Here is a 15,110-nt window from a genome sequence, read left to right as displayed (position 1 = left end):
CTATATCGGTGAATTATTTGGTGTTTTTGAAGCCAAAAGACATTTTTATTGGCCTAGACCGTTTCTTATTTCGTTGTAACTACAAAGTGACTCGCAACTTAACATCAGGTGAGTTCATTCACCGTGATTCTTGATCTGACTTTTTCTAATCTCTTTTCAGTTTTATAAAACAAGGAAAAGTGAGATGAAGAAAGTAAGTTACTTGGCCGCCGCCGTATCTTTGGCTGCTATGTCGTCCAGTTGGGCGATGACCAATATCCAACCTGACCCGCAGAATCCGAATGGTTATGTGGTTGCCCGCGCTGATATTCAGGCGGCAGAACAAGCACAAACTTCCGATCCTATGTACCAGATATGGTCTCAGGCACTCACTACAGCACCGAATAGCGTTGTTGAGGCGATTGAGCCCAACCTTGCCACTAATCCGGATAACGTTAAGCGCGCTGAACGTGTGTTCCCTCAGGCTGAGTGGGATTTTCTGACTAATATGGCTGCGCCTGAATATACTTATACCCGCTTCCTACGTGCGATTGGTAAGTTCCCTGCGTTTTGTGCTGAGTATACGGATGGGCGAGATTCCGATGCGATCTGTAAACGTTCGATCGTGACGGCATTTGCCCACTTCGCGCAGGAAACAGGGGGGCATATTGCCAAAGATAATGTGTCGGATAACCCATTAGGTCTTGAAGAGTGGCAACAGGCACTTGTACACGTGCGTGAAATGGGCTGGTCAGAAGGTCAGGAAGGCTATACCACTGGTTGTGGCCAGAACGATTGGCAAAACAAAAAATGGCCGTGTGCTGCTGGACAGGGTTATTTTGGACGTGGTGCTAAGCAGCTTTCTTACCACTTTAATTACGGCGCATTTTCCGAAGCAATGTTTGATGGTGATGCGTCTGTTTTGCTCAACAACCCAGGCTTAGTTGCCGACTCTTGGTTGAACTTAGCATCTGCGATCTGGTTCTTTTTAACGCCACAAGCACCGAAACCAGCGATGTTGCATGTGATTGATAAAACGTGGTCGCCTTCTCAACGTGAAATTGAAGCGGGGATTGGTTATGGCTTTGGCACCACGATTAATATCATCAATGGGGGAATTGAGTGTGGAGAACAGAATAAGAATAAAGGGCAACCCGTTAACCGCATAAGATATTGGGAAGGACTGTCGTCTTATTATCAGATTCCAATCGAAGCCGATGAAAAGAATACCTGTTGGCAACAGACTCCATACGGCAGCCTTAACCTAAATGGTGCGACTGATGTGTTGTACACCAACTGGGATGGCAACTGGAAGTACTATGCTGATCGTCCGGGTGGTTATTCATTTGAGTGTGAATTAGTTGGATTCCAGACCGCTTACTCTGCGCTGGTACCGGGTGACTACGAAAAATGTGTGACTAATTTGTACGGCTCTCACGCGAGTTGGCCTGAAGTGCGTGTTGTTGACCAGTTAGACCCGGTTGACCCTGATCCTGGCACAGGAAAGGCTTGGAGTGCTACTAAGGTGTACAACACAGGTGATGAAGTCACCCATGAAGGGGCGACGTATAAAGCGAAATGGTGGACACAGGGGGATAATCCGAGTGCTGGTGGGCCATGGGAATTAGTTTCCGGAACGCCAACGGAACCAACACCGGATCCTACGCCAGATCCAACTCCGAATCCTGACCCTACGCCAGTGCCTGATACCTTTATTCAGTGGCAAGCAGGTGTAACTCAGGTTGCTAACGGCGATAAAGTTACCCATGAAGGTAAATGTTTTGTCGCTAAAAACGGACCGGGCGTTTGGGACACGCCAACTCAGTCGAACTGGTTCTGGGATGAAATCTCTTGCCAGTAATGTAAAAGGTTCATGACTCATTAACTAAGCTCCTGCAATAAGCAGGAGCTTTTTTATTTGCGACTACTAAGAACAATGAACAGTGGTTTCAAGCAACTGTTCATTCTATTGATGGCGTAGCCTGCCATTGCTTCTAGCTTTATGGGACGGTTTTCGGAATCTTAGATTGCACATTCCAGATCTATCTTTTTTATCGAACGGAATTAAACTTCGCGCGTAAATTTTATTAATTTTTTTGAAAGGTGTGCGAAATGTCAACAAAACTGGCTAACCCAGCTCCACTTGGTCTGATGGGTTTCGGTATGACAACCATCCTGCTAAACATTCATAACGCAGGCTTCTTCCCAATTGACTCAATGATTTTGGCAATGGGTATTTTCTATGGTGGTCTGAGCCAAGTGATTGTCGGCATGATGTGCTTTAAACGTGGTGATACGTTTGGTACTACCGCGTTTACTTCTTATGGCTTGTTCTGGCTAACATTGGTTGGCTTGATTGTTATGCCTTACATGGGTTTACCAGCAAGCCCTGCACACTTTATGGGTTGGTACCTAGCTCTGTGGGGCATCTTCACGGGTTTCATGTTTATCGGCTCTCTTTGCTACCCAACAGCGAAGCAAGTGGTTTTCGGCTCGCTAACTATTCTGTTTTTCCTACTTGCCGCACGTGATTTCACGGGGAGTGAGCTGATTGGCACAATTGCAGGTTTTGAAGGTATTTTCTGTGGCGCAAGTGCAATCTACTTCGCGATGGCTCAAGTACTGAACAACGAATATGGCCGTACTATTCTTCCTATTGGTGAGAAAAAAGCATCGGTTGCAACAGAAGCTGTTGCAGCGTAAAGAATATTGCTTGCATGGCTAATGGCCGTGTTAGAAATATATTTGGGAACATAAGATGAAAGGGGTTAGCCATAGGCTAACCCCTTTTTTTACCACTGCTTTTTATCTTAGATATCCAAATTAGGTTGAAGGTTGCTCAACAGGTTTGGACTCTTCTTCTGCTGTAGGCTCTTTGCCTGTCTTACGACGGTATTTATCTTCCCAGTAATCTGCACCTTTGATGCCTAGTTTTACAGGGTTGAACGTGTACTCTTTCACGCCTTGTTTTTGCTGCTCTTCATAATCATTTAGAGCCTTAAGTGCAGGCTTCGCCATGAAGAAGATAATCAGAATACCGACGATGTTTAGCCATGCCATCAGGCCAACACCCACGTCACCCATTGCCCACGCAAGGTTTGCAGTCTTAACTGTACCGTAGAACACAACGGCAATAAGTGCCAATTTCAGTACGAACATCAAGCCGTTAACTTTGATGTGGCGACGGATATAGGCCACATTTGTTTCCGCAATGTAGTAGTACGCAAGGATGGTTGTGAAAGCAAAGAAGAACAATGCAATCGCAATGAACGGCTTACCAATACCCGGTAATGCACTTTCAATTGCCATCTGAGTGAAGACAGGGCCATTCGCCGCAATGTCCGCTGCTACGTTCTGAACTAGGAAGCCTTCTGCACCGTGTACGTTGTATGCACCCGTGATGATAATCATAAATGCTGTCGCCGAACATACTAGTAGTGTATCGATGTAGATAGAGAACGACTGTACCAGACCTTGCTGAGCTGGGTGGTCAACGCTTGCAGCTGCAGCTGCGTGAGGACCTGTACCTTGACCCGCTTCGTTTGAGTAAACACCGCGTTTAACACCCCAACCGATAGCTGCACCAACACCTGCCATAGGTGTGAACGCATCACCAATGATCATTGAGAATACGCGTGGTACTTCACCGATGTTTAGAAGGATGATGATGAAGGCCGTTACGATGTAAGCCAGCGCCATGAAAGGAACCACGATTTGTGTGAAGTTCGCGATACGCTTAACACCACCGAAGATGATGAAGGCTAGGATTACGGAGATAACAGTACCTGTTAAGATTTTCGCAAAGCTGAATGTGCCGATCGCTGTCTCGATCATTGCACCTGAGCCAAACGCTGCCTCAACAGCATTACCAATACTATTTGACTGAACACCCGGTAGTAGGAAACCACAAGCGAAAATGGTCGCGATAGCGAAGATCCACGCGTACCACGTCTGACCCATTGCTTTCTCAATGTAGTAAGCAGGACCACCACGGAATTCGCCGTTGTCTTCTTCTTTATAAATCTGCGCTAGTGTTGATTCTGCGTATGCTGTTGCTGCACCAAAGAATGCAACAACCCACATCCAGAAGACTGCACCAGGACCACCGAAACCGATAGCCGCTGCAACACCTGCAATGTTACCTGTACCTACACGTCCAGAAAGTGAGACGGCGAGTGCCTGGAAAGAAGAAATGCCCTTGGACGAGCTTTTACCTGAAAGAAGCAGACGCCACATTTCACCGAAGTGACGAACTTGCACGAATCGCGTCATGATTGAGTAGAACAAACCAGCGCCAAGACACAAATAAATCAGTGCCGGACTCCAGATGATTCCATTCAGAAAATCAACTAATGACTGCATAAGTATTTTCCCTGTTTAGTTTTATAGTGGTGGTTTTCTGAACAGGATATTAACCTTTTTGTAACTCCGATGTTAACCAATTTATACTTTAAAGTTTGTTTGCGTGAGCTCAGGCACAAAATGCTAAATAAATGTTAACGAGTGGTGTTATTGTAGTGTGGAATTTCAATTTGCTTGAGAATTGAATTGATATGACTAAATCCACAGCGCACTTAGGAATATGCGCCGTGTTTGGTAGCTCGTTTTTTGTACTGTGAGTGTTGGTTCTTGCAGATATTTATACTATTTACCGTATCGATATGTACTTAGCTCTTTATATTTAAGGTTATTAGACCTTGTGATGACCTCAGTTAGAATATCGGCTGACCCACAGGCCATCGTCCAACCTAAGGTGCCATGACCCGTATTCGTGAACAGATTCTCGATCTTTGTCTCCCCAATAATGGGTGTCCCATCTGGTGTCATTGGGCGAAAGCCTGTCCAGTACTCTGCTTGAGTTAAGTCCGTGCCCTGAGGAAATAGGTTAGCAACGACATGATTTAAGGTCGCGAGTCGTTTGTCTGGTAGAGCTGGGTCAAATCCGGCTAACTCGGCTGTACCCGCGACGCGTATCCGGTTTTCAAATCGTGTGACCGCTACTTTATACGTTTCATCCATAATGGTTGATTGCGGAGCAAAGTCTCGATTGATCACAGGTAAAGTCAACGAGTAACCTTTCACGGGATAGAGTGGGATGTCTATTCCGATTTGTTCCAGAAGTTTTTTTGAATAACTGCCCATTGCGACCACAAACTTGTCGGCTTCGATTTCCCCCTGTGATGTCGCGGCAGAGGTGACCTGATTGCCCTGAACATTCAAACGTTGAATTTCAGTGTTAAACAGAAACTCGACGCCAGCGTTTTCTGCCATTGCCTGAAGTTGCTGGCAAAACAGGTAGCAATCTCCAGTTTCGTCATCTGGTAGATAAAGTCCGCCAGTCAATGTGCCTTGAATCTTGGCTAGCCCCGGCTCCTGAAGCAGGCACTCCTTGGCATCCAGCAATTGATAGCGAGTACCACTCTCTTCCAGTAAAGTAATGTCCTTCTCTACGGCTTCCAATTGTTTATGGTTGCGGAAAATTTGCAGTGTCCCTTGAGTGCGCCCTTGATAATTGAGGTCGTATTGCTGGTTTAACTGCGCTAAACACTCTCGGCTACGATTGGCAATCGCCAACATACGGGCTTTGTTAATCCGGTACCTGTCCAGCTGGCAATTTTTCAGCATTTGGCTGGCCCAATGGAGGAGTTCGGGGCTGAGGCTAGGTTTGATTTTTAGCGGAGCGTGTTCTTCTAATAGCCATTTCATTGCCTTGAGTGGAACACCAGGTGCAGCCCAAGGGGATGAATAGCCATAAGAGATCTGCCCGGCGTTAGCAAAGCTGGTTTCTTCCGCAGCGCGGGGCTGGCGATCAATGACAGTGACTTGGCAACCTGCTTGAGATAAATACCAAGCGCTGGTTAATCCCACCACACCACTGCCTAAGATAACGACTTTCACACTCAACTCCACAAATTAACGATTTTGCTAAGCGTGGTGGATTTACATCTGATTAACAATCGATAAGAATTAACAGTACTGTTTAGAAAAACTAAAAGCTTTTATGAAATCTGTTCTGCTTAATGGCATCAATCTGGTGTGCATCGTCGCTAAACACAGCAGTCTGACCAGCGCTGCCCGTGAGCTCAATCTCACTACGGGAGCGGTCAGTCAGCAACTGCAGGCGGTGGAAGAGCGCTTAGGCTTTAGTGTGTTTGAGCGTCACGCAAGAGGTATCCGCCTGACCGAAAAAGGGAATAAGCTGGTTCAGTCAGTGACGCCACATTTGGCGGCAATTGAGGACAATGTCTACAAATTGACGCACGTTACCGACAGTAAACAGATACGGCTTAAGCTCACTCCCTCTTTGGCCTTCAAATGGTTGGTGCCGCGTTTGGACGATTTTCAGAAGCGTCATCCAGAGATCCAGATCCACACTTTTGCCGAAGGAGCGTTGGTGGACAGTGAGAGTCGAGACTTTGACATTGCCATTGATTATGGGCCTTTGCCTTACAAGTTGCCTCAAGCAGAACTGTTGATGGAAGAATCTCTTTTACCTGTGATGAGCCCAGGGTACTTTCATCACTTTTCACACCTCTGTGCGACGGGTTCATCTGAAGACTGGCAGCAAGTTACTTTGCTTCATGACGCTATGCCTTGGAGCGATTCCTCGAAAGATCAGGAGTGGAAATACTGGGCCGCACAGCATAGTCTTGACTTCGACACTCATCAGGGCCACTTCTTTAATCGCACCGACATGGCGATGTCTGCGGCGGAAGCGGGGTTGGGAATTGCGCTGGCGCGAATGGCTCTTTTGGGAGATGAGATCAATCAAGAAAGGCTAGTCGCGCCGTTTCCTGCCATTCGTGCCAATGCGGGCTATTTCATTATTACCCACCTTGATAATCCTCATACCCGATTATTTAAAAGTTGGCTGAAACAACAAAGCCTTATTGATTAAGTTGTAAATTGCGTTTGCGAGTGCATATGCACCCACTACACTTAATAGAGTCAGTAAGCGTCAGTTTGCTGACGTGCTTACGGGGCAGCGCATATGAAATCTACACAAGGCCAATGCAGCTATCAAAATCCTGATGGCTGGTGCTGCGATCAACCGTGTGGAGAGTCAGGACTATGTTACTGGCATGATCCCAAAGTCGATAAAAGCAAAGATGATATAAAAGACAAGGTTGAACAATGGGCCGCAGCGGGTAAACCTTTAGACGGATTTCAGTTGGCAAAAACGAACTTGGTTGATATCAATTTGGTCAATCGAGGTTGTAAAGAAGGCTATTCATGTCGCAACGTGGATTTTTACCGCGCGGATCTGACCGATGCACACTTTTTCGGTCTGGATTTGCGTGGCTCCTCCTTAATGAAATCAAAGATGTTGGGAGCAAATCTTCATTGTGCAAAGTTAGATAACTGCAACTTATTGGGAGCCGATCTCGGCCGGGCGAAACTGGAAAATGTTGAGTGGGGGACGTACCTCAAGCAAGAGCACCAGGCCAGGCAGGCGCGTAAAAAGCGAAAGTACAAAGAGTCTGCTTCTCTGTACCAAGAAGCGGAAGAAGTTTGTCGCAATATACGTAAACAGTGTGAAAAGCAGGGGCTGTTTGAGATGGCTGGCGATTTCTTCAAGCGAGAGATGCGTTTTCGTCGTTATCAGATGCCTAAGTTCAGCATAAAGCGGATCGTTTCTAAGGTCGTCGATCTGTTTTGTGGCTATGGCGAAGATCCAATGCGGGTTGTGGGCTTTTCCATTTTTCTGATATTGGTTTGTGCGATGGCGTATTTCTTTTTGGATACTACGGGCGCGCACCCGATATACGAAGATCTTAGCGGCTGGCAGTTCTACTTTTTTGAATTCCTCAACTCGCTCTACTTTAGCGTCGTTACGTTTACCACTTTGGGTTACGGGGATATCTCGCCCGTCGGGGTCGCGAGGTTTATCGCTGCCTTCGAAGCGTTTCTCGGCAGCTTTACCATGGCGTTGTTTGTGGTGGTGTTCGTGAAGAAAATGACGCGTTAGAGGCTGCGATAATGTTGTACCAACCAGTTTTCAGCATCGATTTCATCCGCTTTAAACTGGTTGGAAAAGTGCTCGATCAGCGCAGATAAATACTCGCCAGAGTCACACATGGTATCAAACAATAAGTCTTGGGAAGCGGCCAATGGTCCAGCTTGAGGCTTTGCTTTGGCTGCCAGTAGCACAGGAACCATATACAGTTCTTTATTGAGAGTCGTGAGATCTTTCAACTGTCGGGCTGTCTGATAAACTCGGGCGCTCGAACTTGCCTTATAGTCAGTGCTCTCAAGCTCAAGTTGAATAACAAATACGATCCCACGATAAAGCACCACAGCGTCAATCTCTTCACTCTCTAGACCCATTGGTAAGCGTAATATCACTTGTCCGGCTAAATGTGGCAGCGCAGTTAGTTGCTTTCGCAGCAGGGCAATTTTGTCCAGCCACACTTGTTTCGTATCTGTCGTAAACAACGAGAGGTCTGTTATGTTGGCCGTATCCAGTTGACGACAAAAGGTATAAAGAGGCGTATTTAGCAGAATCTTCTCAGTCATGGCTTTCAAGGGTTTAGTGTGAATGCATTCACAGTATGATTAGGTTTTGAACACAATGCGGGTATTTATTGATAAGACATTAATTCCACATTTATTCGCTTGCCCAAGGAAGGTATATGAAAGACGAAACCTTATCAATTCACTTTGGTTATGAAACTGACCCAACCACTAAATCGGTTGCTACGCCTATCTATCAGACGGTTGCCTACGAGTTTGACAATGCTCAGCATGGTGCTGATTTGTTTAACCTTGAAGTGCCGGGGAACATCTACACTCGGATTATGAACCCGACCAATGATGTGCTGGAAAAACGTATGGCAGCGCTGGAAGGGGGGATTGCAGGCCTGGTTGTTAGTGCGGGGAGTGCGGCAATCAACTACGCGATTCTGACACTGGCTCAGGCAGGAGATAACATTATTTCGACACCTCAGCTTTATGGTGGTACCTACACGCTGTTCGCCCATATGTTGCCAAACCAAGGTATTGAGGTGAAATTTGCGAAAGACGATAAACCAGAAAGTCTTGCTGAACTGATCGATGACAACACTAAGGCGATTTACTGTGAAAGTATCGGTAACCCGGCAGGTAATATTATTGATTTAGAGCGGGTTGCGGAGCTGGCACATGCCAAAGGTGTTCCTGTGATTGTCGATAATACGGTTGCGACTCCTGCCTTGTGTAAGCCGATTGAATTTGGTGCTGATATCGTCGTTCACTCCTTAACGAAATACGTCGGCGGGCATGGAACGACATTGGGCGGGATCATCATCGATTCCGGTAAATTCCCTTGGGCGCAGCATAAAGCCCGTTTCCCAGTTTTTAATCAGCCAGAACCGTCTTACCATGGCGTGGTGTACACCGAAGCGTTTGGTGAGGCGGCCTTTATTGGTAGGGCTAGGACAGTACCACTACGTAACACTGGGGCTGCGTTATCACCAATGAATGCATTTATGCTGATCCAAGGGTTGGAAACACTGTCGCTACGTATGGAGCGCCATACAGAAAATGCGCTCAAGGTTGCAGAGTTCCTCAACCAGCACGATAAAGTCAGTTGGGTTAGTTATGCGGGCTTGCCAACTTCAGATCATTACCCGCTGGCTGAGAAGTACATGAAAGGTAAACCTTCGGCGATTCTGTCTTTTGGTCTTAAAGATGGCTACGACGCTGGGGTACGTTTCTATGATGCACTGAAAATCTTTAAGCGACTGGTTAACATCGGTGATGCCAAATCCCTGGCTTGTCATCCCGCTTCCACCACCCACCGCCAGTTAAGTGAAGCAGAGCAGGCTCAGGCCGGCGTTTCGCCTGAAATGATCAGACTTTCCGTGGGTATTGAGCATATCGACGATATTCTTGCCGACTTGGAACAAGCGTTGAGTGCATAACGGCTAAAGCACTGGGAAATCCCAGTGCTTTTAATCAAACCTTATTTCCTCTCACTCTTTGACATTGATTTCGTGATATTTATTCAACTATTTCGCAACATTGCCGTTATAGTAAAGTAGACATTGAGTTCACCTTTCTATACAGATACTTACCAGTGCTGTTGATTCTACAATTACAGCCTTATGAGAGCATTTCTTTCTGGTTTAAGGAAAGTTCACCACTCGGGGCTTATACTAGGAGAGGTAACCAATGCTTCATCATAGTGTGAGCGACACAAGAGCTTGCAATGAGATTGATGAATTCTTCTGGCATTTATATTGATAAATGAGATAGTTTTACTTGCGCCTCAAGCATTAACTAAAAATACAAATCCCGAGGCGGCAGATTAAAGGTAGTTACGCAGGCGAGAAACACTCTGCGTAAGTGTGAATGATACCGGGAATGAGTAAAATCAACTATGAGCGTTTCAAGCAGTACAATTCTTACAGAAAGCGGCACCAATGAACTTGAGATTATTGAGTTTCATCTAGTTAAACAGATGCCCGATGGCTCTAAAAAGACCTGTTATTACGGCATTAACGTTGCCAAAGTGCGTGAAGTCATACAGGTACCGGAAACGACCGATTACCCGAATGCTCAGCCACATATGGTTGGTGTATTCTCTTCCCGAGATATTCTTACTCCTCTGGTCGACCTTGCTGGCTGGTTAGGTGTTCCAACGAGCAAAGATTTAGAGAAGAAGTTTGTCATTGTGACGGATTTCAACCGCATGACTAACGGCTTTCTGATTGACAGCATTAGCCGCATTCATCGTATTTCCTGGAATGATGTTGAGTCACCAAGCCAATTCCTTGAAGCTGGTGAACAGGATTGTGTGGTCGCCGTTGTGCGTAAAGATGGCAACCTGATTATGATCCTTGATTTCGAGAAGATCATCGCAGACATCAACCCAGAACTGAGTATGGAAAAATACGATGTTAAGGTGGATAAAAGTGTCGATCTTAATCAGAAAATGGTGGCGAAGCGTAATGCGAAGACTGTTATGGTGGTCGATGACTCTGCCTTCATTCGCAGCTTGATTCAGGACACATTAAGCTCGGCGGGTTATAACATCATTGCATGTAAAGATGGTGGTGAGGCGCATGAGAAGTTAATGGAAATTGCGGAAGTCGCTAAGAAAGAAGAGATACCTGTTACTGAGTTGGTTGACGCTGTGGTGACGGACGTTGAAATGCCTCGTATGGATGGTATGCACTTAGTCAAACGCTTACGTGACTCTGAAGCTTACAAAGAGCTACCGATTGTGATGTTCTCGTCATTGATGAGTGATGACAACCGGGCCAAAGCTCTGGCATTAGGTGCGAATGATACTATCACCAAACCAGAGATTGGCCGTATGGTCGCAATGATGGACCAATATATTTTCTAAAGACTGTGTTGCTCTCCTGAGAGCGATTTACTGTTCTGTCTTTCGAGCTGGGCAACTTCGTTGTCCAGCTCTTTTATTTTCGATGCCATTAATGTGTGACAATGCTCCGCTAGCTTTCGTGCGTCTTCGATTTTATACCCAGAGACATCAATGGGTTCGAGCATTTCAGAAATCACCACACCATTGTCACGACGATTTAAGTCAATCTTGTTATGGGTAGTGCTGACACACATGGGGGTAATCGGAACCCCAGCTTCAATCGCCATGCGAAATGCGCCAGTTTTAAAAGGTAACAACCCTCGACCTTTACTGCGTGTTCCCTCGGGGTAAACCCAAACAGACAGATCTCGTTGATGAATGGCTTCTGCTACTTGTTTGATGGTATCGCGTGCCTGTGACTTGTTTTCTCTGTTAATCAGTATATTGCCAGTAATCCAGTAAAGTTGACCGAAGAAAGGAATCCAGAGTAGATCTTTTTTCCCCAAGGAGACGGTTCTTGGGCGCAGCATCCCCGGTGCTGTGACAAAGTCGTACACACTTTGATGATTAGAGATATAAACGCTATTGGCTGGCGTTGGGGCTCTATCTAATCCACGTTGTATCAATTTGAGGCCGATGAGCTTGTGTAGCTGATTAAACCAACGACAGAAAAAGTAGACATGCTTTGGATTTCTTGGGCTGAACAAGCAATAAATCAAAGCAAACAGAGTAGTGAAGACAACAAAAATCGCAGCCAAAATCAGGCGAATAATACCAAGCAAAACACTTTTCCTCTTTAATACGAGTACGTCATGAGACCGATGGAAACCATTCGGTTTAAGCTAGAGTTTTCAATCTATTTAACTAAATTGCAACAGAAATTGAGTTCAGTTGGGGGAAACTTCATCGAGATTTCAATATTAATATGCAATTAACTTTATATCGAGGTGGGTATGGTAGCACGTCTCTGATCCAATATAAGAGGATATCAGCAAAGAGCCGCTATCAAGCTGACGAGAGTGGGGGACGGTTGTGCCCATTGTTTTACAATCATTGTGTTTGCAAAGCCGGAAAAGATCGACTTCTTGCTGTAATAGTAATATCCCTTTATTCATTTTAATGACTAAATTGTCATTTTGTCATTCCCTGTAAAGTCAGAGCTTCCATAAGCTCTAATTATTAATAATATCAATTTATATGTCATTAGAATAAAAACTCAAATAAAATAACTATAAATGCACTTTTTGTTATTAACTAATTGCTTTTTAAGGTTTTTTATTAATCATTTAATGTTAACTGGTCCTGTTGTTTAGTTGATTTCTTGCCTGTTTGTGAATATTTTATTTTATAAATTATTGGATGTTTTATAAGCATACTTTATAGCTAATGCTCTCTTGAGTAGTTATGAAGAATGACTGTTCATGAGGATAAAGTGAATAATAATAGCTCAAAAAGGATCAGAGCAAATGCACAACATGATAAATAAAACCAAAGGGATATTCGTCCTATCATCAATGACAGTGGCTATAGCTGGTGCAACGTCTGCTTTCGCAGCGTCACCAATGGGCTTTAATGAAGCGGATCTCCCGACTAAATATATAGTCAAGTTCAAAGAAGATGCGCCTGCACCATTCTCAATGGCTAGTTCAGCAGTCGCTCCATCGAAAGCGCGCGAAGCGGTGTTAGATGAAGTGAAAGCTCGCAAAGTAGAGAAATTGGGTAACCAAGCACTTTACAGTGTGGAAGTGGATGACAGCGAGCTGTCGGCACTGCGTGAGAATAGCCAGGTTGAATATGTTGAGGTCGACCCTCCACGTTACCTATTGAGTGAAACTACGCCTTGGGGCTTTAGCGCCGTTAACGCTCAATTGTTAAGTGACTCCAATGCGGGCAACCGTACTGTGTGTATTATTGATTCAGGTTACGACATCAGTCATAACGACCTGAGCGGCAACCGTGTCCAAGGTACTAACGACAGTGGCACAGGCTCATGGAGCTCTCCGGGTAATAATAATGCTCACGGTACTCACGTTGCGGGTACTATCGCAGCGATTGCCAACAACGAAGGCGTTAAAGGCGTAATGCCAAACCAGAACGTGAATCTGCATATCGTTAAGGTGTTTAATGAAGCGGGCTGGGGATATTCATCTAGCTTAGTGAAGGCGATCCAGACCTGTGCGGACAACGGTGCCGATGTAGTCAACATGAGCCTCGGTGGTAGTCAGTCGAGCATAACAGAGCGCAACGCACTTCAGTCGATATACGATGACGGTGTTCTACTTATAGCCGCGGCAGGTAACTCTGGTAACACAGCTCACAGCTACCCAGCCTCTTATGATGCTGTAATGTCAGTGGCGGCTGTAGACAACAAAAACCAGCATGCTGCTTTCTCTCAAGCGACAGATCAAGTGGATATCGCAGCACCAGGTGTGGCGGTACTGTCAACTGTAACTGTTGGTGAAGGTGTACTGTCAGATATTACGATTAACGGAGTGAGCAACTTCGACCGTGGTGTCGTTCCACACAATCGTAAAATTCTTCAGTCAGGCGATTACATTTCTGATCCGATTGCCGGTACGTTTACCGCACCTCTTGCAGCTTGTGATATCTCGTCAGGCAGCTATAACTGTGGCGATATGTCAGACAAGATCTGTCTGACTGAGCGTATTGATAACCAAGCAACAGGCGTTCGCCCAGAAATCAACCCAGTTAAGGCGTGTTACAACGCAGGTGCTAAAGCAGCGATCGTATACAGTAACCAAGAATTGTCAGGTTTACAGAACCCATTCGTACTGGATGACAACAATGACTATCGTATGGTTTCCGTTACAGTTGACCGCGAATTTGGCCTAGAACTGGCGAATCAGCTTGGTCAAAGCGTAACAGTCAAAACCACCAAGGGTGAAGATTATGAGTACTACAATGGTACATCTATGGCGACGCCACACGTAGCAGGTGTTGCCGGTCTAGTATGGAGCTATCACCCAACGTGTACAGCGCAACAAGTACGTAAAGCACTGACAGCATCGGCAACGGACATCGATTCTGAAGGTCGTGACAACCGTACAGGTTATGGTTTGGTGAATGCGGATGCCGCGAAGACTTACTTGGATTCTGGCTGTAATGGCCCACTCGATCTAAGTAAAGTACTTGAGAATGGTGTTGCGAAAACTTCACTATCTGCAGGAAGCAAATCAAGCACAATTTACACGTTCGACGTTCCTTCTGATGCGACTCAAGCGACCTTTAACCTGAGTGGAGGTACGGGTGATGCGGATATGTACGTGCGTTTTAATGGTACGCCTAGTACCAGTACCTATGACTGCCGTTCATGGGAACAAGGTAACGGTGAAAGCTGTTCACTGAACGTAAGCTCTGCGGGTACTTATGAAGTATTGGTGTACGGCTACTCGGCGTACAGCGGTGCCTCTCTGGTTGCAACGCATAACGGTGCAGATTCTGGGAACCAAACGCCATCAAGCTTTACTAACTCAGATACCATCGCGATTCCAGATAACAACAGCGCAGGCGCGACTAGTTCATTGGATGTATCACGCTCTGGTGATGCGGGTACGGTATCTGTTGAACTGGACATTAGTCACACATACATCGGTGACTTACGTGTTACGTTAACGTCACCGACAGGTGGTCAAGTGACACTGCATGACAATACTGGCAGTTCGGCAAACAACATCAAGGAGACTTACCAAGCTGACTTTAGTGGCTTTGAGTCTAAAGGAACTTGGAAGTTGAATGCGGTAGACAGCGCTAACCAAGATACGGGCAGCATCAATAGCTGGACACTATCATTTCAATAAGG

At 45.7% G+C, this 15,110-nt stretch carries 11 protein-coding genes; 7 read left to right on the top strand and 4 right to left on the bottom strand.

The window, feature by feature from the left end; all coding sequences use genetic code 11:
• The first annotated feature begins 184 nt into the window (after positions 1-184).
• Positions 185-1,840, top strand: coding sequence for a chitinase (locus QMA41_RS19705; protein WP_281630401.1), 1,656 nt, complete (start codon positions 185-187; stop codon positions 1,838-1,840).
• A 251-nt stretch (positions 1,841-2,091) separates the two neighbouring features.
• On the top strand, positions 2,092-2,682 hold the full coding sequence (locus QMA41_RS19700) for a GPR1/FUN34/YaaH family transporter (protein ID WP_038156453.1): 591 nt from the start codon (positions 2,092-2,094) through the stop codon (positions 2,680-2,682).
• Between the two features lie 120 nt (positions 2,683-2,802).
• Here the strand turns inward: QMA41_RS19700 and QMA41_RS19695 are convergent, their stop codons facing one another.
• Both QMA41_RS19695 and QMA41_RS19690 read right to left on the bottom strand, forming a co-directional pair.
• Entirely contained in the window at positions 2,803-4,341 is a 1,539-nt protein-coding gene (locus tag QMA41_RS19695; RefSeq protein WP_038156459.1) for an alanine/glycine:cation symporter family protein, read from the bottom strand.
• 282 nt (positions 4,342-4,623) lie between these two features.
• Entirely contained in the window at positions 4,624-5,877 is a 1,254-nt protein-coding gene (locus QMA41_RS19690) for a D-amino acid dehydrogenase (protein ID WP_281630400.1), read from the bottom strand.
• A gap of 103 nt (positions 5,878-5,980) precedes the next feature.
• Between QMA41_RS19690 and QMA41_RS19685 the strand changes: the two genes are divergently transcribed.
• Positions 5,981-6,877, top strand: a complete 897-nt coding sequence (locus tag QMA41_RS19685; RefSeq protein ID WP_095664643.1) for a LysR substrate-binding domain-containing protein — start codon at positions 5,981-5,983, stop codon at positions 6,875-6,877.
• Between the two features lie 93 nt (positions 6,878-6,970).
• Entirely contained in the window at positions 6,971-7,948 is a 978-nt protein-coding gene (locus QMA41_RS19680; RefSeq protein WP_019274171.1) for an ion channel, read from the top strand.
• Here QMA41_RS19680 and QMA41_RS19675 read toward each other — a convergent pair.
• On the bottom strand, positions 7,945-8,496 hold the full coding sequence (locus tag QMA41_RS19675) for a hypothetical protein (protein WP_281630399.1): 552 nt from the start codon (positions 8,494-8,496) through the stop codon (positions 7,945-7,947). The genes QMA41_RS19680 and QMA41_RS19675 overlap by 4 nt on opposite strands.
• A gap of 116 nt (positions 8,497-8,612) precedes the next feature.
• On the opposite strand from QMA41_RS19675, the gene QMA41_RS19670 reads away from it, so the two are divergent.
• A complete protein-coding gene (locus QMA41_RS19670) occupies positions 8,613-9,881 on the top strand; it encodes an O-acetylhomoserine aminocarboxypropyltransferase/cysteine synthase (protein WP_043007083.1) in 1,269 nt (422 codons plus the stop codon).
• 458 nt (positions 9,882-10,339) lie between these two features.
• Positions 10,340-11,311, top strand: a complete 972-nt coding sequence (locus QMA41_RS19665; RefSeq protein WP_006959667.1) for a chemotaxis protein — start codon at positions 10,340-10,342, stop codon at positions 11,309-11,311.
• Here QMA41_RS19665 and QMA41_RS19660 read toward each other — a convergent pair.
• Positions 11,308-12,072, bottom strand: coding sequence for a 1-acylglycerol-3-phosphate O-acyltransferase (locus QMA41_RS19660; RefSeq protein ID WP_043007087.1), 765 nt, complete (start codon positions 12,070-12,072; stop codon positions 11,308-11,310). The genes QMA41_RS19665 and QMA41_RS19660 overlap by 4 nt on opposite strands.
• 684 nt (positions 12,073-12,756) lie before the next feature.
• On the opposite strand from QMA41_RS19660, the gene QMA41_RS19655 reads away from it, so the two are divergent.
• Positions 12,757-15,108, top strand: coding sequence for a S8 family serine peptidase (locus QMA41_RS19655; RefSeq protein WP_043007089.1), 2,352 nt, complete (start codon positions 12,757-12,759; stop codon positions 15,106-15,108).
• Positions 15,109-15,110 lie beyond the last annotated feature (2 nt).

It is taken from the genome of Vibrio sp. St2, assembly GCF_947311885.1.
Classification (GTDB): Bacteria; Pseudomonadota; Gammaproteobacteria; order Enterobacterales; family Vibrionaceae; genus Vibrio; species Vibrio coralliilyticus.
This window is presented reverse-complemented; position numbering and strand designations above follow the sequence as displayed.